Source organism: Rhizorhabdus sp. P4_G5 (assembly GCF_056401065.1).
Genome location: NZ_JBFUKB010000013.1, coordinates 15065 through 35729 on the forward strand (window position 1 = coordinate 15065; position 20665 = coordinate 35729).

A 20665-nucleotide genomic window follows, 5' to 3' on the forward strand; every position below is an offset into this window, starting at 1 on the left:
TCAGCCGAAATCCTGCGATGCGTCGATCGCGTGCAGCCCGCCGTCCACGGGGATGGACGTGGCGGTAATGTAGGAGGATTCGCGAGACAGCAGAAAGGCGACAACGGCCGCAAGTTCCTCGGGTCGCCCAGGCCGTTTCAGGGGAACAAGGCGAGTCGCATGATCGTAGGCACCCTCGATGCCGCCGAAGCGATCGGCAAGCTGGCGCATCCCGGCATCCGCCATTTCGGTCCTCGTCCAGCCGGGCAGAACGACATTAGCGCGAATTCCGCTGGACGCCTCCTCGACCGCTATCGTCCGGACGAGGGCGGTCAGCGCGGCCTTGGAGCTGACATAGGCCGCATAGCCCGCCGTGGCGCGCTGAGCGCCAAGCGACGATATTGCCACGACGCCTCCCCGAGCCTCGCGCAGCGCGGGCAGGGCCGCCTGAACGAGCCAGAGGACAGCTTCCAAATTGACGTCGAGGGTCCTGCGCCATGTATTGGCGTCCAGTGCTTCCACCGCAGCATATTCGAATATGCCGGCGTTGCAGACCAGCCCACCAATCCGCCCGAAGTGCTCCAACGTGCGGGCGACGATAGTGGCGCCGACGCCCGGCGTGGCGACGTCGCCGGCGATGGCAAGACAACCCGTTTCACGCGCAATCTCTTCCAGCCGGTCCGTGCGCCTGCCCACGGCCGCGACCTGCCAGCCGTCCGACGTCAGGCGCCGGACCACGGCAGCGCCGATGCCGCTGCCGCCCCCGGTGACGATCGCCACGTCCTTCGTCATGTCATGCGCTCTCAGCCATGCAACAGGCTTTCGACCCTGGCGTCCGACGCCTCGGGCGCAATGTCGAAATATTCGCGGGTCAGCCGCGCGACGAGATCGTGTACCGACGGGATGTCGTGGATCAAGTCGATGCCCTGTCCGGCGCTCCAGATCGTCGCCCATGGCCGGGCGCCTTCGGGCAGATGCGAATAGTCCGACTTGTGGTTGAACTTGCCGTCCGGCGGCGGGGGCAGGTTGTCGGGATCGAGCCCGTGCTGCGCAAGCGATGCACGAAGCCAGTTGGCGGGCGCGCCGCCGAGGCCGTTGGTGAAAATCAGATCTTTCGAACCGCCGTCGACGATCATCTGCTTATAGGCGTCATCCGCCGCGGCCTCGCGGGTAGCGATGAAGCGCGTGCCCATATAAGCCATGTCGGCGCCCAGAGCCAGCGCGGCGCGGATCGATGCGCCGTCGGTCAGGCCCCCGGCCATCGTGACGATGCCATCGAACATGGCGCGGATCCGCGATACCAGCGCGAGATGGGACAGCGTGCCCGAATGGCCGCCGCCGCCCGCGCCGATTGCGTTGATCCCGTCGGCCCCGGCCTCAATCGCCTTTTCGGCAAAACGGATCGCGGTCGCGTCGCACAATATCTTGCCCCCCTGATCATGGACACGCTGGATCAACTCGGTGGGATTGCCGGTGGCGCTGATAAAGATACTGACGCCCTGTTCATGACAGAAGGCCAGGTTCTCGCGCATCTCCACTTCGTCGAGTGCCGTCGAGATGTTGATCGCGAGCGGCCCGATCGGGCGGCCAGGATGGGCATCGCGGAACCGCTCGGTCGCGTCATTGATCTCCCGGATCGCCGCCTTGAAGCTTTGGAAATCACGGAAATTATGCCGCGGCAGGCCACCAACGATGCCTGCGGTCCGGCAGGCGATCATGAGATCGACGCCGCTGATGAAGAACATCGGTGCGCAAATCAGGGGCAGCGCCAGGCCCGCCGCCGATTTCGCGCCATCATTCCGCAACGCGTTATCCTTCCTGGCCATTCCATATTCCCCCGATGCGAGGGATCACAGGATGATCCCAACCTTGTTGTAACCCGCGACGGTACCGATATCGTCGGCGAGCTCGATCTCGCTTTCCTCCAGGCGGAAGTCGGGCGCCTTATCCAGAAGAGCTTCGAGGAACGCCTTGACCTCAAGCCGGGCCAAGTGTGAGCCGAGGCAGCGATGTGGCCCCATCCCGAAGGAATAGTGGCGGATTAACTCGCGGCGAAAATCGATCTTGTGTGGATCGTCGTATTCGGCAGGGTCGCGGTTCGCCGCCGCCCATGACATGAAGACATGTTCGCCGGCCTCGATATGCTGTCCGGCGATCGTTACGGGCTTTACCGCGCACCGTGAATTACCCTGGGTCGGCGGGAAGACCCGCAGGAACTCCTCAATCGCATTATCGATCAGGTGTCGGTTCTCGTTCAGGTCGTGCAGATACTCGGGGTTGTGGCCCAGGAACACGCTGATGCGCCCCATCAGCGCCTGCGCGGTGTCGAAGCCACCGCCGAAGATGATGAGCACCATGCTCTGGATCTCGTCCATGCGGAGCTTCCGGCCCGCCATGTCGACATCAAACAGATATTCCAGGATGCTGCCGGGCGGCGGATCGGGCCGCAGGCGCGCGATCTCGGCATTCATCTCGCGTTCCATCTCGGACATCATCGCGAGCTTTTCCTCGCGCGGCGCGGCGCTGTAGACCAGTTCGTGCAGGGGATGGGCATATTTGTACCAGTCAGCGGGATTGAATCCGGCCATCTTCAGCGTCGTGATGGCGGTGAGCGGCTGGCCGACATCCATGACAAGATCACCGCCGCCCCGCGCTACCAGCTTGTCCATCAGCGCGTTCGCCTCGTCGCGCACGGCCTGCGCTAATTGCGCCATCTTTTTCGGGGCGAACAGCGGGTTGAGGATGGCGCGATAATCGTAGAGCTCGGGTGGGTCCGAATGCAGCGGGATCATCCGCGTATCGGTGCCATCCGGAATGGTCTCGCCCTGCGCGCTCGAGAAGACCTCGGCGTTCTTTGCGATTTCCAACACATGCTCGCCGGTCGTCGCTACCCAGAAGCCACCCCAGGCCTCGCTATGCACGAAGGGGCAATGCCGCTGCATATGCTCGAGGATTTCGGCGGAATGCTCGCGATATTCGGGGCCGTGATGGTCGAATCGCGCAGCCAGCGCGGCAATCTTCTCGTCCGATAATTTTTGCGATGTGGTCATCGATTATATCGCCTCGGAAATCGGCGGTCTGCCGGTGCACCCCACTGTTTAAGGGCACATCCCGGCCACCGATCAATCGTCGAGTGTTGCGCGAACGGGACATGTTATCGTGATTGGCGGCACCCACCGGTCGCCCGCCCGACATCAGGAACGACGCGTTGTCCACCGGGCCGGCCGCTTCTCCAGGAACGCCTTCGGTCCTTCCTCGAAATCGGGATGGCTCCAATGCGATTTCAGCAGTTCCCACCCATGATCGAGCGCCTCATGATAACCGACATCCTCTGATTTCCAGATCGCCCGTTTCGACAGGGCGGTAGCCTGGGGCGAGTTGCGGCATATCGATCGGGCCAGAGACAGCGCAGTGGTCATCACCGCCGCAGCGTCTTCTTCCAATATATCCACCAGGCCTAGCTGGTAGGCGCGCTCAGCCGACATGCGATAATCGCGACCGACGAGGGTCAGCAGCAGCGCGCTGCCGAGCGTCGCCCGCCTTGCGAGGCCGATATTCTCGATGGCGCCCACCGCGCCGACCGAGACATGGGTATCCATGAATTGTGCACTCTTCGGCGCGACGACGATGTCGGAATCCACCACGAAATGGAGCCCCCCGCCATTGACCAGCCCATTGACCGCACAGATCACTGGCTTCCACACGTCGCATTGACGCGGGGTGAAGCGATTGGCCTCCTTGTGGGGCACCGCCTCCTGTCCGACCAGGATGCCACCTTCGCCTTCCTTGCGCAGTCCGGACACCGACGCGCCGGTGCAGAAATGTCGTTCCCCGGCGCCAGTAATGATTGCGACCCGGATGCCGTCATCGCGGATGACCCGGGTCCAGGCCTCGTTAAGCGCCGTGATCATCGTGGAGGTGAGCGCATTGCCCTCATGGGGGCGATTGAGGGTAATGATCGCGGTCTGGTCGTCGACAACGAAACTCAATTCCAACTCGCTATTGTCCGTCATCTAATGCTCTCTACTGGAATGGAAACCGGGGTGGCGCGCGCCGATGCCGATCGTTGCGCGCCTGGCAGTCAAAGTACAAGCCGTCGTGACGATCTTCTTCGACCTCAGTCGATCAGCCTGCGCCGTATCGCGCTGTGGCCATGGCGGTCTTCCAGCCAATGTTGATCCCGCCCACCACTGCGTCGGCCAGCGGCAGGCGGACGCGGTCGTAGAATATTTCGCAGAACCTGGTCGGTCCGGCCATGGTCCGGATCGGACGAACGGTGATGCCCGGGCAGGTTCATCCGGCGATATTTGTCAAGGTTATGGAGACCATTCGCCCATCTCAAGCATCAAAGCTGTCGCCAAAGGGAAAAGCTCCTTCGACCTGCCCGTGACCATTGGCACAGCGGGCCGGTCCAGCGTAGCGTTCGATAAGGGCACGATGGCGCTCAGTCGCCAATCTGCCGACCGGCGCGATAGAGACAGGGGAGTGACACAAGATGAAAACCGCGATCATCACCGGCGCTGGAAGCGGGATCGGCCTGGCCACGGCAAAAGTGCTTCATGGCGCGGGGTTCGCGATCGTCGCCGTGGGCCGCACCCCGGACAAACTTTCGCGGCTGGCGGATGCGCTGAACGGAGAACGCATTGTCGCATGCCCGGCGGATGTCACGATGGACGAAGCGCCAGCGAACATCATCCGCTGTGCGCTCGACAGCTTCGGCTCCATCGATGTCTTGGTCAACAATGCCGGGGTCGGCAGCCCGAAACCGCTCCATGAAACCGACGACGCGTCGCTGGACGCTTTCCTGGACCTGATGCTGCGCGCGCCGTTCCGGCTGTGCCGCGAGGCGATCGGCCACATGAAGGCGGGCGCCAGCATCGTCAACATCACTTCCACCTTCGCGCATATCGGCGGGCGGCGGGGCGGCGCCTATTCGGCGGCCAAGGGCGGCCTGAAGGCGCTGACCGAGCATATGGCCTGCGAATATGGGCCGCGAGGAATCCGCAGCAACTGCGTGGCGCCCGGGGTGACGATGACCGACATGGTTCGCCACCGGTTCGCAGACGAAGCGTTTCGACGCAACAATATCGAGACGACGCCATATCCCCGGCTCGCCGAACCAGAAGATATGGCGGCGATGATCGCCTTTCTCTGCTCGCCCGGTTCCGAGATGATCAACGGCCAGTCGATCGTCGTCGACGGCGGCTGGACCAACACCAAATATCTCAGCCCGCGGGCGATCAACTCTACCTGGATCGATCCCGAATAGCGCGCGTGGCGGCCATGGGCGCGCAGGGGCCGGCTGGCAATTTCCATGGAAATTGGCCAAGAGGACGTGGGCTGTCATCCAATAGCAGGATACCGGAGCATGATCGGATTTGAAGGCAAGATCGGGGTCGTGACCGGCGGCGCCTCGGGCATCGGCGCTGCCGTCACACGCGGCTTCTCGAAGCACGGCGGCACCGCGGTGATCGTCGATTTCGACCAGAAGCGCGGCATGGACCTGATGGAGGATATCAGGGGCGGCGGCGGAAAGGCCGATTTCGTCGCCTGCGACCTACGCGAACGGTCCCAGATCGACGCCATGGTCGAGACGGTGGTCTCGCGCCATCGACGCATCGATTTCCTGCACAATAACGGCTACGCGATCTGGCGCGGCAACGATAGCGCCGCCCTGCTCGGCGGCGTCGGCGACGAGCAGTGGGACCATGTCATGAACGTGGGTCTCACCTCGGCCTTCCGCGTGTCGCGCAGCGTCCTTCCTGTCATGGCCTCGCAAGGCGGCGGATCGATCGTCAACACATCGTCTACGGCGGCCTATCATGCCGAACGCCATGTCGGGCCATATGCGGTGGCAAAGGCCGGAATCTCCCAGCTGACGCGCGCGATCGCGGTCGAATATGCGAGCAGTGGAATCCGATGCAACGCGGTCTGCCCGGGTGTGATCAACACGCCGCTGATCGCTGGCGCGCCGCTCGACGCGAGCTTCATCGACGGCATCCCGCTCGGTCGGCTCGGCGAAGCGGAGGAGATCGCCAACGTCATCCTGTTCCTGGCGTCGGACGTCGCCAGCTACGTCACCGGGGCGCTGATCGTGGCGGATGGCGGCCGGACGATCTGACGTTCTCGGCCGATCGACAAAAGACGCCTGCTCTCCTGCCAGGGGGTGGCAGAGGGAGGCGGGACGCTTGTCCGATCACCTTTCAGCGGGTTATCCGTGAATGCCCGCGCGAGAGGCCGAGCAATCTGTAGGACAGATCCTCGGCCGATCGCTTTCCCTTGGCGAAGGCGGCGGCGCCGACGAAGTCTTCGATCAGAGGCGTGCTCGCCGACCAATCGACGATGCAGGTACGCTCCTTGATCTTCCATTCGCCCTCGCGGCGTTCGACCTTGTCCAGATAGCGGCCCATCATATGGTCCAGCATGTCCTGCCCGTCATGCTGGCGGGTCATCGTACAGTAGAAATAGGTTTCCGAGCCGCCCTGGTCGCCGTCCACCCTGATCCGCGACTGGCCGAGCAGGTGCAGGCATCCCTCCCAGCGGGTCAGTAGCTCGCGGGTCGCGCTGTCGGCGAAATTCCATCCGGTGTCCTTGATCGGGCCGTGGTCATCCCAACTGTCCGGATGGTACACGTCGATCGTTGCCTGCGCGTCGGCGCGATCCTGAGCGTGCACATAGGCCTCCAGAAGCTCCCGGATTTCGAAATGGTCCAGAAGAAGCTGCATCTTGTCGTTCATGACGACCCTCCAGGCGGATGATCTTCCGATCGTATGATGGCGACGCCGGCCGTCCGGAACGGGCCGTCGACATCGCCATCTGGTCAACCCTTGGTCCGATCAGAACTTGATCGATCCCGTGACGCCATATGTCCGGGGATCGCCCCAGCGGCAGGCGGTGTAGCCGATGCTCGTATTGTCCGAGCAACTGAGCTTGTAGGACTTGTCGGTGAGGTTCTGGGCCCAGAATGCCAGGGCGAACTGGGTTTCCCCAACGTCCCGCAAGGTCAGGCGGGCGTTCAGCACGCCAAATCCCGGCGTCGTTGCCACGCCCAGATTGGAATTGCCGACGGTCTTGTTCCGATAGGCATAGTTGACGTTCAGTGACGGCTTGGCGAAGCTTTCGGCCACGAACCTGGGCTCATATGTCACGGACACATTCATCGTGTGGCGTGGAATGCCGACGAACTCCTGGCCGTCCAGATCGAGCCCACTTGTATAGTCGATCGGATTGGTGCTGCTTACCGGCGTGGTGATGTCGCGCGGCTGCGGAATTACGGTGCCGCTACCATAGCGCCCAACCTGATACGAATAGCCAAAGTCCAGGATCAGTTCGGGTGTCGGCTTGAACGACGCCTCAACTTCGACGCCCTTGATCGTCGCCTGGCCCACATTGAACAGGATAAGGTCGGTATAGGACGCGGTACACGCATCGGTGACGCAGAAGGGAATGATCGCCTGCGTCTGTATCTTCTTATATTTGCCGTAGAATCCCGCGACGTTCACCCGATAGGGCCGCCCGCCGATCCGACCCTGATGCTTGATGCCCAGTTCGACGTCGGTCAGACGCTCGGGACCGAAGAAGGCGAAATCAAGATTGGCGGTGACGGGATTGACACCGCCGGCCTTATATCCTCGACGATTGGCCAGATAGACCAGGGTCTGCTGCGCCAGCTGATATTCGAGCGACGCCGACCAGGTCAGCGCCTTGAAGCTCTTGGCGCCCCCGAGATAGCATTGGCTTGCCGAATTGAAGCCCACCGCCGCGGCGCCGGTGCCGGCCACCGTGGCGCAGACGCCGCCTGGCGCCGGCCATTGCTGAACCAGGGCGAGGCTGTTGGAATAGAACAGCTCGTTCGTGAAGTTCCGCTTGTCCCACGTATGCCGAGCGCCCAGCGTCAGGCGCAGTCCGTCCGCCCCCATGGCAGAGAAATCATAGGTCCCCTGGGCGAATATGGCGTAGGAATCCGAATCCACATTGGTGTTGTAGTATCGGACGGCAGCCGGATAGAGCGACACCGGCCCCGCAATGAACAGCGACGTGTTCCGGAAGTTATAGTCATTGTGGCTGTAGAACAGACCGATGATGCCCGACAGGTTCTGCGACTTTACGATAAGCTGCAGCTCGTCGCCCACATCCTTGTTCAGTCCGTAATTGCGTGAGACCAGATTGATGAAGTCACCCGGATAGCTAGCCGGCAGGCCGGGTACGCCGAGGCCGGACAGGAATGGCGTCAGGTTGACCGTCATGCCGGCGCCGCCCCCTGGATCCTGCGTCTCGTCCGCGCGCTCGTACCGATAGCCGAAGATGTTGCGCAGGCTGAGCGTGTCGTTCAGTTCGAGCGTGGTGGTGTCGCTGACGCCATATGCCTTGGTCGTGCTGGACAGGGGCAGGGCCGGGTTGAGGGGCCCAAGCGGCGTGCTGACCGGCGTCGCGAAGGTGGTGCGCCCAGTATAGAGGTCGACGCGGAACGGGCTACCGCTCCGCTGCAGTAGATTGCCGTTCACCAACGCGGTTCCTCCGCCGATCTGGCTCTGCCTCTGGACGAACTGCTGCGTGAGCAGCGAAACGAGAGCACCGAAACCGGTGGCGTTTAACGGAGCGGAGTCGATGATCGCCGGCGAAGGCAGCTGGTTGGCATGATAATAGTCGAACACCGCGACATTCTCGAGCCGCTCGATAGGCCGCGCGAGCACGCTGACACGGAAACTCTCGTTGCGGCGATCGCCCAGGTCGTCCCCGCGCGGGTTGACGTTCTTGAACACGCCGTCGCGCCGTTCGATGTTGCCGGCCACGCGCACCGCCAACTTGTCGTCGATCACCGAGAGGTTGAGCACCGCCGTGCCGTGGATGAGATTGTAATTGCCATATTCGAGCGTCATCGATCCTTCCGTGTCGAAGGTGGGCTTGTTGGTGGTGAACACCATGGCGCCGCCCAGCGAGTTCTTGCCGAACAGCGTTCCCTGCGGGCCCCGCAGGGCCTGGACGTCGTGGAGATCGTACAATGTGATGCCGCGCGGTCGATGGGGCACGCCATCGAAGTAGACGATCACATTCTCATCGGTGAACAGCTGCTGCCGCTGGCCGCGAATGATGAACTCGATATTTTCCGGGGAGAGGTTGCCCTGCTTGATCTGGAGGTTGGGGACGCTGAACTGGAGGTCGCGAACCGCGCTCACATTCTTTTCGGTGAGCATGTCGCCGGACACGGTGGTCACCGAGATTGGCACGGTCTGCTGGTTCTCTTCCACCCGTCGAGCGGTGACGACTATGTCCCCCAGCGAGTCCGGGGCCTGGGTCGTATCGGCCAGGCTCGACGAAACGGGCTGTGCGATCGATTGCCCCGGCGACATCCAGAGCAACGTTGCGAAGGCGACGCCGCTCGCAGTGCTACGAAATTTCATCCCTGCCCTCCTAGAATGTTATCGTTTAATATTATCGTTGAATATATAATTATTATCGCACTATGAATGAACTTCCTCTTTTCAATCCCAATACTTCATAAGATAAGTCATCCTGCGATCGAGCCCCCTGGATAAACAGCGACCTTCCCTTGGTGAAATCTTCCGTGAGGGGAGAACTTCCCGACCAGTCGCAGATGCAGCGCCGATTCCTGATGCGCCATTGGCTGTCGACGCGCTCGAATTGGTCGATATAGCGGCCGACGAAGGTGTCGAGCATCGTCCGGTCGCCATCCTCGCGGGTCAGTGTCGAGTAGAGATAGGTTTCGGCGCCTGCGGAATCGCCGGTCACCTTGATTCTCGACTGGCCAAGAAGATGGCCACACATGCTCCAATTTTCGATCAGGCTATTCGTGCAATCGACCGCGAACTGCTTGCCGTTACATTTGAATGGACCATGGTCATCCCAGCTGTCATCGAAGTACACCTCGGCCAGGGCCGCCGCATCTGCCCGGTCGCAGGCATGAACATAGGCTTCGATCACCTCGCGAATGTCGAAATGATCGATAAGCTGCTGAAGCTTATCCTCTTTATTTTTCATAGTAATCACTTCCATTCCTAAGATTTTTCCCGTTATTTTATCACATTTGGCAAGAACAGGTCATCCCCTCCCTTGCTTAGTTCGGAAAGTCTCAATGTGTGTTCCCGCCATCGTCACCCGATTTTAGCGCAGACAAACGCTCCGATCGGCAACACATATCAAGCAGCAATTGGCAATCTGGCGATGGTCGAAAAAATGTCCTTTTCGCGACAGTCAGGGGATATTAGCCTATCGCCGCTACGGTGAGATGATGCCGGTCGAGGAACGGATCGCCACAATCGGTTCGTTTTGCGCAGGATGGCCTTGCGACTTACGGACGAGCAACGGGGCTCGGATGGGGTCGGCCGCAATCGCGCTTGCGGAATGGATAGGACGGATTCAGATATGGCGACCGCAAAAGACTATGGCCTGGGCAGTTTCACCTTCCCGCGCGGATGGTTCATGGTGGCCGATGCCGAACAGCTTGCCGATCGACCGCTTAGCGTGCGATTTTTCGGTCAGGATATGGTGCTCTACCGAGGCGAAAGCGGGAAACCGTATATGGTTTCCGCATATTGCCCACACATGAGAACACACATCGGCAAGAGCACGACATCGTTCATGGCGCAACGCGGCGACCAAGTGCAGGGCGAGTCGATCCGCTGTCCTTATCATGCCTGGCGTTTCGGCCCGGACGGGAAATGCAATCACATTCCCTATTCCGACAGCATTCCCGCGGGCGCAAAGTTGGAAGCTTTTCCTGTCGTCGAGCGCTACAACGCTATTTTCCACTGGCATGACCCCGAGGGTCAGGAGCCCGATTATCCACTGCCCGACATCCCCGAATGGGATGATCCCCAGTATGTCCGCTGGCATTTCGATGATCTGGGGCCAATCGGTATCCATCAACTGGAAGTGATCGACAATATCTGCGACATCCAGCATCTGTACCCAGTTCACGCATCCCACCAGAGCTATTTCGAGAACATCATAAGCGGCCATCGAATCTGGCAACTGATGGGCGGAAAACACGAAATGCTAGGCGTCGATGCCGACATCACAGAGTTCAACACCTTCTACACCGGACCGGGCATCCTGATCTCCAAATTCTTCGGCGACATGCCGTCGATGATGTTCATCTGCCACACGCCGATCGACGATGGCTCGATCCATGCCTGGCACGCGACCCTGACTAGGATCGCGAAGCGCGTGCCGACCGACGAGGATGTAGCGGCAGCTAGGGCGTACCAGAAACTGAGCCGGGATGGCCTGGCGCAGGATTTTGAGATCTGGGCGAACAAAGAAAGTTGCCTGCGCCCCATGCAGATGCCGCGAGATGGAAACTTCCTCAAGGTCCGGACCTGGTACAGGCAATTCTATAATAGCAGGGCCGATATTGCCGACATCCTCGAACGCTGCGAGGGCCGCTATGTCATTCCCGGGATGCCCGATGCCGCCCACGGCAATGCCCGCGCAGAAATCATCTCCGCCGGGATTTGATCGGACGATTGATGTTAGGCGGCGACCTCGCGGTTATCACAACCTCAAATCTGTGCCATCGGCGCTGATGGAGGACACCGCGCCGCCAGCCGGTGCTGCGTCTGCTGATACACCGCCGCCTATTCACCGTGCGAAGTGACAGCCCGCCGCGTTCGCCTCGAACATGAAAAGCACGCCACTATTTCGAACGACATCGGGGAAATCGGGACGGCGATAAACGACAAATATAACCCGGCTGTTCCGACGATCCTCGACAAGCCTCAGATCAGGATCGCTCCGCAACATAGCCACTAGCGCCGCGTCGTGACGACCGGGCATGATGACCGCCCCTACAATCTGACCGCTCCGGGGCTGCAGCAGGTTCATGAAGCCGAACAAAAGCGATCCCAAAAGGCCGATGCCGATTGGGCGCAACCAGATCTGCCGCCAGGATGCATCATGCAGCAAGGGTATCGGCAAGTTGCGTTACCTCAAGGCTGACCTTGTCGACATTGCTGGTCAGCCGTGCCGCAGCTTCCGTAAGCATTTCCCGCTTGTCGGTGACCGCTGAAATGGCTGACTGGACGTTCTTCAGCTTTTCCATCGCCGCCTCGGATACGGATGCCGCCATGAGGACGTTATTTGCTATTTCATTGGTCGAGGAACGCTGCTGGGACGTCGCTACCGCGATCGCCGAAACCAGAACGTCCGATGCGGTAATGGATTGACGAATGGTTGCCATTGCCTCGACGGTGCGCGACGTTTCCGACGTCATGGATTCGATCAGGGCAGAGATTACCTTGGTTGTTTCCGAAGTCTGAGCTGCGAGTTCTTTCACCTCATACGCAACGACAGCAAACCCTTTGCCCAGCTCGCCTGAGCGCGCCGCTTCGATTGTTGCATTCAGGGACAGAAGACGTGTCCGTGCCGCGATGTCATTAATCAGCTTTGTGGCCCCCTGAATCTCGTTGCTGGTCTTGCTGAGGGTCGTGATAGTGGCGCTGGCGTCATCCACCATATCGGCCGCTTCGGAAGAATGCCTTGCGGCATCTGCAGCCCGCTGGCTGATTTCCGACACCGAAATCGCGAGTTCATGCGCCGCATTCGCAACCGTCGTCAGGGTTGCCGATATCTCCTTGGCGCCATCCAGCATTTCCGTGGTGGAATGATTGACGTCCTGGCTGCTCACGAACAGCGCCTCTGTCCCGTCCTCGACGGTCAGCGTGGCCGAACGGACCGATTCCCAAATCTCGGCGAAAGCCTGGGTCAGACGGCCGCGCACACTTGCCAGAACTTGTTCGCGAATGCCGCGGGATTCGGTCTCCAGGCGGGTTTTCTCGGCGAGCGCGGCATCCGCCCGACCAACGGCCGCGCGGGCTTCCTGCAATGAACTGTCTGCACGCGCCTTGGCGGCATTCGCCTCCAGCAATGAAGCGTCCGCCCGGGCAACAGCCGAATGCGCCGCATCGAGAGAAGTGACCGTCGCAAGCTCACCGGCCAGTAGATATCGACTAATGAACATCAGGGGAATAACCTGGGTAATGGCAATGCTGGCATGTATCGCAAGATTTATATAAGATGTTTCCGGGTTTGAATAATACCAAACAAATTGCGGGGCAAATACTGCCAATGTCACATGATGTATAACTACAATAACATTGTAAATTAATAGACTCCTCCAACACATGTAGGCCAGCAAAAATGTATTCGTGACGAAATACATCATATGCGCCATCTGTGTAGCGCCGTCACTAAACGGGCTTGCGGAAAAGATCAGCAGCATCAGCGCAACGGCAAGGCAACAGGCAACAAGTGTCCGCGTTGCGGCAGCCGTCGGATTACGCCAAGCAGCTTGCGCCACGGCAAGAAGGAGTCCGCACCCGGTCACCACGCACACCAGGAAGCCCTTGCCGGAAAAATAGGCCAGGATGATGGAAACGGCGTTGATCAACGCCAGGAACGCCACGAGGCCCCGGCTGGTAAGCATTCTGATACGCAGGACACTCGGAGGAGTGTCCTCGTCCATTCCGCAAGCAGCACGCATACGCTATATCTCGCCTACAAGCATCGTCTCTCGCGTCACACACATTAGAAGAATATGCTTAAATTTTTCCTACTGGCCCGCCTCAGAACAGAACCGGGCACTCCGCCAGCCACCGCTTCGGCGCCTCATACCGTGCAGCTTGGCGCACGCTGTCCATCCTGGTGGCATCGACGCCCAAAGAGAAAACATTGGGCAACGGGCGCGGACAACGCCGGGATATTCGTCCCGGCATAGAGCGCGCACGCATTTCCGTTCCAATCGTTTCGAAAAAGGCATCGCGGGCTTGTTCGCTCGGAAAACCGTGACGTCGAAAATAGTCCGACCAGACGTGTGTGTAGCCGGTGTCGGCGCTCTAGGCTGGATTACCTTCATGGTCGAAAGCACGTGGCACGGCAGGACGGATACGATGGCTAGAGCCGAAATACAGACTCCACGGCGTGGAGAAGTGATCCGGAAAATGGATGTCCGAACCATCGACGATCATGGGCTCAACATCCTCTTGGAACAGCTGATGGAGCATCGCTTCATCCTTCTCCCCGGTCAGGATTTGTCGAATGACGACTATGTAAGGTTTGGGAAGCGTTGGGGGCGACCGGTAATGCTGATCGCTCGTAAGAACACCTTGGACAGCCATCCCGAAATGATCATGCAGAGTAACAGGGAGGCGACTCCCGAGTTCATACGCAATGTCGCAAACCACTGGCATTGCGACAGCTCTTATGAAGCGGAAACTGCGACGTTCACCATGCTTTATGGGGTAGAGGCCCCTGAGGAAGGCGGCGAAACCCTTTTTGCGGACCTTGTCGCTGCTTATGAGGAACTCCCCGCCGATAAGCAGGCGTTTTATGACACCTTGTTAGTCAAGCATGCGACAAGCGCGGCAACACCTCTGCCTGATGAGTTTATCTCTGACTCATCTACTCTGCCGGATGACTTCAGAAAGGCGGTCAACTTTCCGGATCCTGTGACTCATCCATTGGTACGCACGCACCCGATCAATGGCCGCAAGGCTCTATATGGTCTCGGTGGCTCCGCATATGGCATCGAAGGATGGCCCGACGAGGAGGGGAACCGGCTCGTAATGGAGCTGCGCCAGTACGCGACGCAGGATAGGTTCAGGTCCGCCTGCAAGCTCATGCCCGGCGACATCCTTATCTGGGATAATTTCAGCACAATGCACCGCGCCACTCCGATCGCCTATAGCGACGCCCCGGGTGAACGCCGGCTCAATTACCGCATCAGCCTCAAGGGAGTCCCCGATTTCATTCGGGGGAATGGTCATGACCACCGCGGGCGTCCTCCCGCATGAAAGTTACGCGGAAAAAGCGACTCATTCGCGGCTTCATTTTGCAAGTCGATACGGCATGCACGGCTTCCTCAACATGTCGGGCGACCAATGGCCGCGATAGATAATGCCTATAACATCGACGACCTCGCACGGTTAGCCAAGCGGCGCCTGCCCCGTGGTCTTTACGAGTTCATCGACCGCGGCGCGGAAGATGAGGTTACGATGCGTGCCAACGTCGAAAGCATCAAGCGCGTCTTTTTTCGGCAGCGGGTCGGCGCCGATGTCTCCGTTCGGGACATCTCCGCAACCGTTTTCGGGGTAAGACAGTCTATGCCGCTCGGTATCGGCGTAACCGGCCTCTCGGGCATGTTGGCTTATGAGGGCGAATACAAGCTCGCTCGCGCCGCGGCGGCGGCAGGCGTGCCATATACTCTAGGTAACACAAATTTCGCTCCGATCAGTGAGATCAGAAAAATTTGCGGCGATTTGCTCTGGCGGCAAACCTATCCGCTGAAAAGCCGAGCAGCGATGGACCATGTGCTGCAGACTACTCGCGATGCCGGTGTCCGCGTGCTGGTGCTGACGATGGACTCGCCGATCGCCGGCAATCGTGAATATATGTATCGCAACGGCTTTCAGCCCGGGATGACCAATGCGCGCACCTATCGCGATATGCTGATGGCACCCCATTGGCTGTTCGGGACAGTACTCCGCTATATGATGAAAGGTGGCTTGCCGCAGATCGCCGATTTGCCGGCAGGGCATCGAGTATTTTTCGGCAGACGCAATACCGGCGCGGCTTTTCCGGCCGACGATTTCACTTGGGATGACGTTCGCAATTTGCGCCGGAAGTGGCAGGACGTCCTGGTTCTAAAGGGTCTGTCAACGGCGGAAGATGCGCGAATCGCGATGAACCTTGGCGCCGATGGCATCATTGTATCCAATCATGGCGGACGTAGCCTCGACGGCTGCGTTCCTTCCTTCGGCGCGCTGCCATCAATCGTTGATGCGGTAGCGCCGAAGATGACCGTAATGGTTGACGGCGGATTCAAGCGTGGCTCAGATATCTTAAAGGCGATCGCCGTTGGCGCATCCAGCGTGATGGTAGGTCGTGCGACGGTTTTTGGCCTTGCCGCGGGGGGGCAAGCGGGCGTTGCGCGCGCCCTCGAATTGCTGCAGCAAGAAACGAGCCGTGCTCTCGCTATGCTCGCTTGCACGTCGCTGTCACAGGTAAATCGCGATATGCTCGCTTTTGCCGGCGAGCGTACATACTGATGACGATTTATATCGCCCTGCGCTGAGGGGAACCTATCAAGCCCCTCGCCTTCAGGGAAGGGGGGACTCATGATCACCGCCACTTGGTATTGACCATCGGAACCATATTGCGAAGTTGGCCATATTTATCAGTGCGGCCGACACCTTCGCAAAAGCTGAAAGTTTCACACGGTAACCGTGCGCTCAGTTGCAGCCTTCGGCGATATCCATGCTGCACCAGAACAAACTCTGGATTCGCTCCATTTATGACGCAGTAAGCTTGACGCGCTGTCCGGATTCGTCAGACCGCATCTTTACCCGTCATTCTGCTCCAGCATCACCCCGCGAGATGCTTGGCGACGCGCCGCCCGGAGAACATGCAGTCGGCGAAAGACAGGCCGCTGACATAGATGTTCGAACAGACCCCAACGGCATTGCGCCCGGCCGCATAGAGGCCGGCTATGGGTTCGCCTGCGACGGACAGGACTTGGCCGTTTGCTTCGTCAACCTTGAGACCCCCGACCGACATCACCGACATCGGCAGGAACCGGCTGTCGACCGACGCATCGAGTGCGTAGAATGGCGCCGCGTCGATTTCCGCCATCTCGCCGACTCGCTTTTCGAATGGATCAGGACGCTGTCCCCGCGCCGCGATATTGTAGATTTCGAGAGTCTGGCGCAGCACGACTGGATCACAACCGATTTTGGCCGCCAATGCTTCGACATTCGCGGCCTTGACGCAGTTGAACATGTGGTTGAGCCGCGCAATGCCACGTTGGAAAGGCACGATCCGGGGATCGCCAGCCTGCTCGGCGGCGAGATTGCGCAACCGCGCGTCAAGGATGACCCAGGCCTTGCCATCGGCCTGCTTGACGATGGCATCGCCAAGCGATGCCCCGTACAGCGTTTCATTGACGAACCGCTCGCCACGGGCATTGACCATCGCGCCCCTTGCCCAGGCCTCTGGCGGATTGATGAAACGCCAGGCGCTGCAATGCTCCATCAGCTGCAAGGCCCCCTGGACCGATGCGCCCAGCATGATACCGCTGCCGTTGTCGCCGAGCGTGCCCATCGGCAAGCCCGCCGAAAACCGGGGCGCATAGTGATCGACCATCGGCTGATTCATGCAAAAACCACCCGCTGACAATAAAACCCCCCGACGTGCCCGAAGGAAGCGCGGCCGGCGATATCTTGCCTCCAGCGCATGGGCCCGTTTCAGATACCAGCGGCCGACGGCATACGCAGCGCCGGCCATCGGAAAACTGGACGGCAAGGCCGCGATCCATTTCGCCGCGGCCCCGAAATAGCGCGCGAAGCGTCCCGCCGCCTCGCTGGCGTCTGGGAAATGCATCACTTTCACGCCGACGACGCGGCCGTTGCGATCCATGACGATCTGGCGCGCCTCGCCATAGCGGTAATAATTGAGGCCCAGCCGCAGCGCCGCGTCGAGCAGGGGCCGATAAATGCCGAAGCCCAGCCCCCAGGCCTTCTTGCCGTTGGTCACGAAGGCGCGGTGCCCCCGCGCAGCGGGCTTGGCTCTGCGCGCATATGGCGCTGCCAGCGAGCTGTCGGGGTGATAGAGGAAATATTCGAGCGGTGGATAGGAGCATTTCTCCTTCCAGACCTTGCTGTTGAACCGTGCTCCATGACCGACAAGCCATTCAAACGTCGGTGCGCTGTCCTCGCAAAAGCGTCTCAGGGTCTCGTCCGACACCACGCCGTCGACCTCCAGCCTGAGATAGTCGAACATGTCGTCGACCGAGTCCGTCTCGCCAGCCTCATGCTGGATCGAGGTGCCTCCGCCCGCGTAATAGATGCCGCCATTTGCAGCCGTGGAGCCGCCCGCCGCGTAGCGATCGACGCCGATGACCTCGATCCCCTGTTCCAGACCATCGAGCGCAGCGGCGATGCCGGCGCCACCCAGCCCCACCACAACCAAGTCGGCGCTGTCATCCCATGCGTGGTCTTCAGGATCGTCGATGATCAGCGGCGGCTCGACTGCATCGGACCATCGCTGCCAATCCGGTCTATTATCAGGCAAACTCCACTCCTTCCCGATCATGTCGCCTGCAACGCGACCGGCTTAAGCTATTCGCAGACCTCGACGGTTGAAATCGCGTGGGCCGCCACCTCGAAAAGCAATGCCTCGTCAGCTTCGCGCATCTCCTTCGCCCGGCCTTGCATGGCGCCTGCCATCGCAGTTTCGAACGATTCCCGGGTCTCGAACGTGATCTCCGTAAGCACGTCGAACCCGGCGACCGTCTCGGGGAAGTAGTTGCGGCGATATTCGACGACCGCCGGCATCAGCTCGCGAATGAGCGGCGCGTGCTTGTTCTCGTAGTGATCGCGAAACTGCGCACGCGTCAGGCCGGGCGCCTTGCGCATCAGGGCCACAAGCTTGACAGACATACATCTCCCCTCAGGCCATCGCCCTGTCCGCCCGTGAGGCATATCGCCACTGGCAGACCTTGCGAAAGGCTATCGGCCCGGCAGAACCACCTGCTACGTCCAATCGGACGGTACGACGAAGAGGTGAACGCCGATCTTGTGCGGATGTTCTGTATCCACGGCACAAACGATAGGGGCACCCCGCCAAGCTCGTCATAGTCTAGTCGCACTGGAGGATGGCGCAGAGATCGGCCTGATTTATGGATTCAGCCTGACCCATGATTTCGATCGAGAGAGAGAGATGCCGATAGACACGCTCGACGTTCACCTCGATGATACCGGCATTCTGGCCATCATTATGGACAGGCCGCCGGCAAACGCCGTCGACGTGCCGATGTATATCCGCATAGCGGAAGTATTTGCGGGAATTGCCCGCTCGCAGGATGACATCCGCGTAGTAATCTTGAGCGGCAGGGGACGGCATTTTTGCGCCGGCAACGACCTTGACGAATTCGCCACGATGAATCCCGAGAATGCGACGGAACGGATGTGGCACGTGCGCGAAGCTTTTTTCGCGATCATGGGGTGCGCGGTGCCGGTGATCGGCGCGGTGCACGGATCGGCGCTCGGAACAGGCCTCGCCCTTGCCGCCTCCTGTGATTTCGTGGTTGCCGGGGCAGGCGCGTCGTTCGGCCTGCCCGAACTGACTGTCGGCGTCATGGGCGGCGCTCGACACTTGACGCGCCTCGCGCCGCAACCTTTGGTGCGGCGCATGTATTTCACCGGACAGCCCCTGTCGGCGGCGGCTTTCCAGGCTGCTGGCGGCGCGGTCATGGTCTGCGATGATGACGATCTGATGGCTACCGCGCATTCGCTTGCCGCCCGCATCGCGGCGCACAGCCCGACCGCTGTTCGGGTCAGCAAGCGGGTGCTGGACCGGATCGAATGGATGGACATTCGAGAGGGCTACCGCTTCGAACAGGCCGCGACCGAACGAATGAGCGGGCATCCCGACGCGAAGGAAGCGCTCAGCGCCTTTCGTGAAAGGCGTGCCCCGCAGTACCAGGCGCGAAGCGACGATCACCGCTGGTTTGGGGACTGATTTCCGCTATCCGTGCTCCAACTCGAAGGACGCGAGCGGAGCCAGACCGTTCTGGATCAGACTCGCCAGTTCAAACCGGCTATTGACGCCGGCCTTGGCATAGATCGCCCGCAGGTGCGCCCTGACGGTTGCATCCGCCACCGATAATTCGCTGGCAAGTTGGCGCACACCGGACACACGCATCAGCCCAATCGCCACCCGGGCCTCCGCCTGAGTAAAACCGAACATGTCACGCAGCGATGCCACGTCGAGGGGCGAAACAGTAGCGGCGGCGCGGACATGGACGAGTGCGCAGCGTTCCGGCCGTTCAAAGCCATCCGCGATAATCGACCAGGAGGATACCGCGACATGGAGTAACCAGTCCTTGTCCATGGCCCGATGCTCAGTCCCGTCGATGATTTCCCGATCACCACCGCGTAGCAACAAAGAACGGCCATAAAGACCGTCAGACGCGATCGCGCCTTCTATCGACTTCTGCAACCGGCGGTCCGATGCCGCATCCGCCGCATGCAGACGCTTGTCGGGTCCGATCCTCAGCGACCCCGTCGTCAAGACTTGTTCGGCCGTAGCATTGATCGCCCTTGCCTCGCGTGCGCTGTTGACGAGGATGATTGCAATGCCGATCCGGTTCAGCGCATCGACATGTGCCCGCTGAACCAGTTCGCCGCTCGCGATTTCGCGCCGGATGCGAAGCACGTCGCCGACCAGCCGGGCCAGCCGCTGCAATGTCCCAAGATCCCCGGCGCCGAATGCAGGAGCATGGGAAGCCCGATTGCAATGGAGCACGCACTCCAACCCGTTGGTGAGGTCAACGCAGGCCATCATCGTGTGACCGATGTCGATCCTTTCGAACAGCGCGGCAAGTGGAACCGCATGGTCGCGCCAGGTAACGATGCGCCCCTCTCCGGCCTTGAGCCCGCCCGTAAAGGGCAGGTCGTGCGGACTGGCTCGTTCCCACATCGCGATTGTCTCGGGTGAGCTGGTCGCGCCGGCGGCGAACATGGCATGGCGCGCACGCCCACCACCTCGGGCAACGCGCAGGATCGCATCACGCGACTGGGTCGCTTCCCTGACTGCCTCGAGCGCCACCTCCCATGCTGTGTCGGGCGATGCGCAACGGTAGATGCGCTCCACCGTATCCGCCGAATATCGC

19 protein-coding genes are annotated in these 20665 nt (G+C 60.5%); 6 read left to right on the plus strand and 13 right to left on the minus strand.

Going from position 1 to position 20665, the window contains the following annotated elements; all coding sequences use genetic code 11:
* The 5 genes from AC1DQK_RS18180 to AC1DQK_RS18200 form a co-directional block, all read right to left on the minus strand.
* Complete coding sequence (locus AC1DQK_RS18180; protein ID WP_477873121.1) at positions 1 to 771, minus strand: SDR family NAD(P)-dependent oxidoreductase; 771 nt, start codon at positions 769 to 771, stop codon at positions 1 to 3.
* Between the two features lie 11 nt (positions 772 to 782).
* Positions 783 to 1805, minus strand: a complete 1023-nt coding sequence (locus tag AC1DQK_RS18185) for an NAD(P)H-dependent flavin oxidoreductase (protein WP_477873123.1) — start codon at positions 1803 to 1805, stop codon at positions 783 to 785.
* A 24-nt stretch (positions 1806 to 1829) separates the two neighbouring features.
* Positions 1830 to 3029 (minus strand): cytochrome P450, encoded by a 1200-nt coding sequence (locus AC1DQK_RS18190; protein ID WP_477873125.1) that lies wholly within the window; start codon positions 3027 to 3029, stop codon positions 1830 to 1832.
* A 144-nt stretch (positions 3030 to 3173) separates the two neighbouring features.
* Positions 3174 to 3992 (minus strand): enoyl-CoA hydratase/isomerase family protein, encoded by an 819-nt coding sequence (locus tag AC1DQK_RS18195; protein ID WP_477873127.1) that lies wholly within the window; start codon positions 3990 to 3992, stop codon positions 3174 to 3176.
* Positions 3993 to 4104: 112 nt separating this feature from the next.
* On the minus strand, positions 4105 to 4236 hold the full coding sequence (locus AC1DQK_RS18200; protein WP_477873129.1) for a hypothetical protein: 132 nt from the start codon (positions 4234 to 4236) through the stop codon (positions 4105 to 4107).
* Between the two features lie 238 nt (positions 4237 to 4474).
* Here AC1DQK_RS18200 and AC1DQK_RS18205 point away from each other — a divergent pair, with 238 nt between their 5' ends.
* Together AC1DQK_RS18205 and AC1DQK_RS18210 are read left to right on the plus strand one after the other, a co-directional pair.
* A complete protein-coding gene (locus AC1DQK_RS18205; protein ID WP_477873131.1) occupies positions 4475 to 5248 on the plus strand; it encodes an SDR family NAD(P)-dependent oxidoreductase in 774 nt (257 codons plus the stop codon).
* Between the two features lie 99 nt (positions 5249 to 5347).
* Complete coding sequence (locus tag AC1DQK_RS18210) at positions 5348 to 6100, plus strand: SDR family NAD(P)-dependent oxidoreductase (RefSeq protein ID WP_477873133.1); 753 nt, start codon at positions 5348 to 5350, stop codon at positions 6098 to 6100.
* 82 nt (positions 6101 to 6182) lie between these two features.
* On the opposite strand, the gene AC1DQK_RS18215 is transcribed toward AC1DQK_RS18210, so the two are convergent.
* The 3 genes from AC1DQK_RS18215 to AC1DQK_RS18225 all read right to left on the minus strand — a co-directional run bounded on the left by AC1DQK_RS18215 (position 6183) and on the right by AC1DQK_RS18225 (position 9993).
* Positions 6183 to 6716: a nuclear transport factor 2 family protein gene (locus AC1DQK_RS18215; protein ID WP_477873135.1), complete on the minus strand. Its 534-nt coding sequence runs from the start codon at positions 6714 to 6716 to the stop codon at positions 6183 to 6185.
* A 99-nt stretch (positions 6717 to 6815) separates the two neighbouring features.
* A complete protein-coding gene (locus tag AC1DQK_RS18220; protein WP_477873137.1) occupies positions 6816 to 9380 on the minus strand; it encodes a TonB-dependent receptor in 2565 nt (854 codons plus the stop codon).
* A gap of 52 nt (positions 9381 to 9432) precedes the next feature.
* The gene (locus AC1DQK_RS18225; RefSeq protein WP_477873139.1) at positions 9433 to 9993 is read right to left on the minus strand and encodes a nuclear transport factor 2 family protein; all 561 of its coding nucleotides are present in this window, start codon (positions 9991 to 9993) and stop codon (positions 9433 to 9435) included.
* 426 nt (positions 9994 to 10419) lie between these two features.
* Here AC1DQK_RS18225 and AC1DQK_RS18230 point away from each other — a divergent pair, with 426 nt between their 5' ends.
* Positions 10420 to 11457, plus strand: coding sequence for a 3-ketosteroid-9-alpha-monooxygenase, oxygenase component (locus AC1DQK_RS18230; protein ID WP_477873141.1), 1038 nt, complete (start codon positions 10420 to 10422; stop codon positions 11455 to 11457).
* A 123-nt stretch (positions 11458 to 11580) separates the two neighbouring features.
* Here the strand turns inward: AC1DQK_RS18230 and AC1DQK_RS18235 are convergent, their stop codons facing one another.
* Entirely contained in the window at positions 11581 to 11904 is a 324-nt protein-coding gene (locus AC1DQK_RS18235; RefSeq protein WP_477873143.1) for a hypothetical protein, read from the minus strand.
* Positions 11894 to 13462 (minus strand): methyl-accepting chemotaxis protein, encoded by a 1569-nt coding sequence (locus AC1DQK_RS18240; protein WP_477873145.1) that lies wholly within the window; start codon positions 13460 to 13462, stop codon positions 11894 to 11896. Before AC1DQK_RS18240 ends, AC1DQK_RS18235 begins: the two co-directional genes overlap by 11 nt.
* A 388-nt stretch (positions 13463 to 13850) precedes the next feature.
* Between AC1DQK_RS18240 and AC1DQK_RS18245 the strand changes: the two genes are divergently transcribed.
* Entirely contained in the window at positions 13851 to 14789 is a 939-nt protein-coding gene (locus AC1DQK_RS18245) for a TauD/TfdA dioxygenase family protein (protein ID WP_477873147.1), read from the plus strand.
* An 87-nt stretch (positions 14790 to 14876) separates the two neighbouring features.
* Positions 14877 to 16043: an alpha-hydroxy acid oxidase gene (locus AC1DQK_RS18250; protein ID WP_477873149.1), complete on the plus strand. Its 1167-nt coding sequence runs from the start codon at positions 14877 to 14879 to the stop codon at positions 16041 to 16043.
* 316 nt (positions 16044 to 16359) lie between these two features.
* On the opposite strand, the gene AC1DQK_RS18255 is transcribed toward AC1DQK_RS18250, so the two are convergent.
* Positions 16360 to 18063 (minus strand): FAD-binding protein, encoded by a 1704-nt coding sequence (locus AC1DQK_RS18255; RefSeq protein WP_477873151.1) that lies wholly within the window; start codon positions 18061 to 18063, stop codon positions 16360 to 16362.
* A 47-nt stretch (positions 18064 to 18110) separates the two neighbouring features.
* On the minus strand, positions 18111 to 18431 hold the full coding sequence (locus tag AC1DQK_RS18260) for an EthD domain-containing protein (protein ID WP_477873153.1): 321 nt from the start codon (positions 18429 to 18431) through the stop codon (positions 18111 to 18113).
* Between the two features lie 136 nt (positions 18432 to 18567).
* On the opposite strand from AC1DQK_RS18260, the gene AC1DQK_RS18265 reads away from it, so the two are divergent.
* Positions 18568 to 19512: an enoyl-CoA hydratase-related protein gene (locus AC1DQK_RS18265; protein WP_477873155.1), complete on the plus strand. Its 945-nt coding sequence runs from the start codon at positions 18568 to 18570 to the stop codon at positions 19510 to 19512.
* A 6-nt stretch (positions 19513 to 19518) separates the two neighbouring features.
* Here AC1DQK_RS18265 and AC1DQK_RS18270 read toward each other — a convergent pair whose 3' ends face one another.
* Positions 19519 to 20646: a helix-turn-helix transcriptional regulator gene (locus tag AC1DQK_RS18270; RefSeq protein ID WP_477873157.1), complete on the minus strand. Its 1128-nt coding sequence runs from the start codon at positions 20644 to 20646 to the stop codon at positions 19519 to 19521.
* Positions 20647 to 20665 lie beyond the last annotated feature (19 nt).

What these genes read in the sequence shown, in the direction of transcription:
- AC1DQK_RS18225 (WP_477873139.1), bottom strand. Translation starts at nt 9,993, where the DNA reads ATGGAAGTGATTACTATGAAAAATAAAGAGGATAAGCTTCAGCAGCTT.
- AC1DQK_RS18260 (WP_477873153.1), bottom strand. Translation starts at nt 18,431, where the DNA reads ATGTCTGTCAAGCTTGTGGCCCTGATGCGCAAGGCGCCCGGCCTGACG.
- AC1DQK_RS18195 (WP_477873127.1), bottom strand. Translation starts at nt 3,992, where the DNA reads ATGACGGACAATAGCGAGTTGGAATTGAGTTTCGTTGTCGACGACCAG.
- AC1DQK_RS18215 (WP_477873135.1), bottom strand. Translation starts at nt 6,716, where the DNA reads ATGAACGACAAGATGCAGCTTCTTCTGGACCATTTCGAAATCCGGGAG.
- AC1DQK_RS18180 (WP_477873121.1), bottom strand. Translation starts at nt 771, where the DNA reads ATGACGAAGGACGTGGCGATCGTCACCGGGGGCGGCAGCGGCATCGGC.
- AC1DQK_RS18250 (WP_477873149.1), top strand. Translation starts at nt 14,877, where the DNA reads ATGGCCGCGATAGATAATGCCTATAACATCGACGACCTCGCACGGTTA.
- AC1DQK_RS18210 (WP_477873133.1), top strand. Translation starts at nt 5,348, where the DNA reads ATGATCGGATTTGAAGGCAAGATCGGGGTCGTGACCGGCGGCGCCTCG.
- AC1DQK_RS18230 (WP_477873141.1), top strand. Translation starts at nt 10,420, where the DNA reads ATGGTGGCCGATGCCGAACAGCTTGCCGATCGACCGCTTAGCGTGCGA.
- AC1DQK_RS18240 (WP_477873145.1), bottom strand. Translation starts at nt 13,462, where the DNA reads ATGGACGAGGACACTCCTCCGAGTGTCCTGCGTATCAGAATGCTTACC.
- AC1DQK_RS18245 (WP_477873147.1), top strand. Translation starts at nt 13,851, where the DNA reads ATGGTCGAAAGCACGTGGCACGGCAGGACGGATACGATGGCTAGAGCC.
- AC1DQK_RS18220 (WP_477873137.1), bottom strand. Translation starts at nt 9,380, where the DNA reads ATGAAATTTCGTAGCACTGCGAGCGGCGTCGCCTTCGCAACGTTGCTC.
- AC1DQK_RS18205 (WP_477873131.1), top strand. Translation starts at nt 4,475, where the DNA reads ATGAAAACCGCGATCATCACCGGCGCTGGAAGCGGGATCGGCCTGGCC.
- AC1DQK_RS18190 (WP_477873125.1), bottom strand. Translation starts at nt 3,029, where the DNA reads ATGACCACATCGCAAAAATTATCGGACGAGAAGATTGCCGCGCTGGCT.
- AC1DQK_RS18200 (WP_477873129.1), bottom strand. Translation starts at nt 4,236, where the DNA reads ATGGCCGGACCGACCAGGTTCTGCGAAATATTCTACGACCGCGTCCGC.
- AC1DQK_RS18185 (WP_477873123.1), bottom strand. Translation starts at nt 1,805, where the DNA reads ATGGCCAGGAAGGATAACGCGTTGCGGAATGATGGCGCGAAATCGGCG.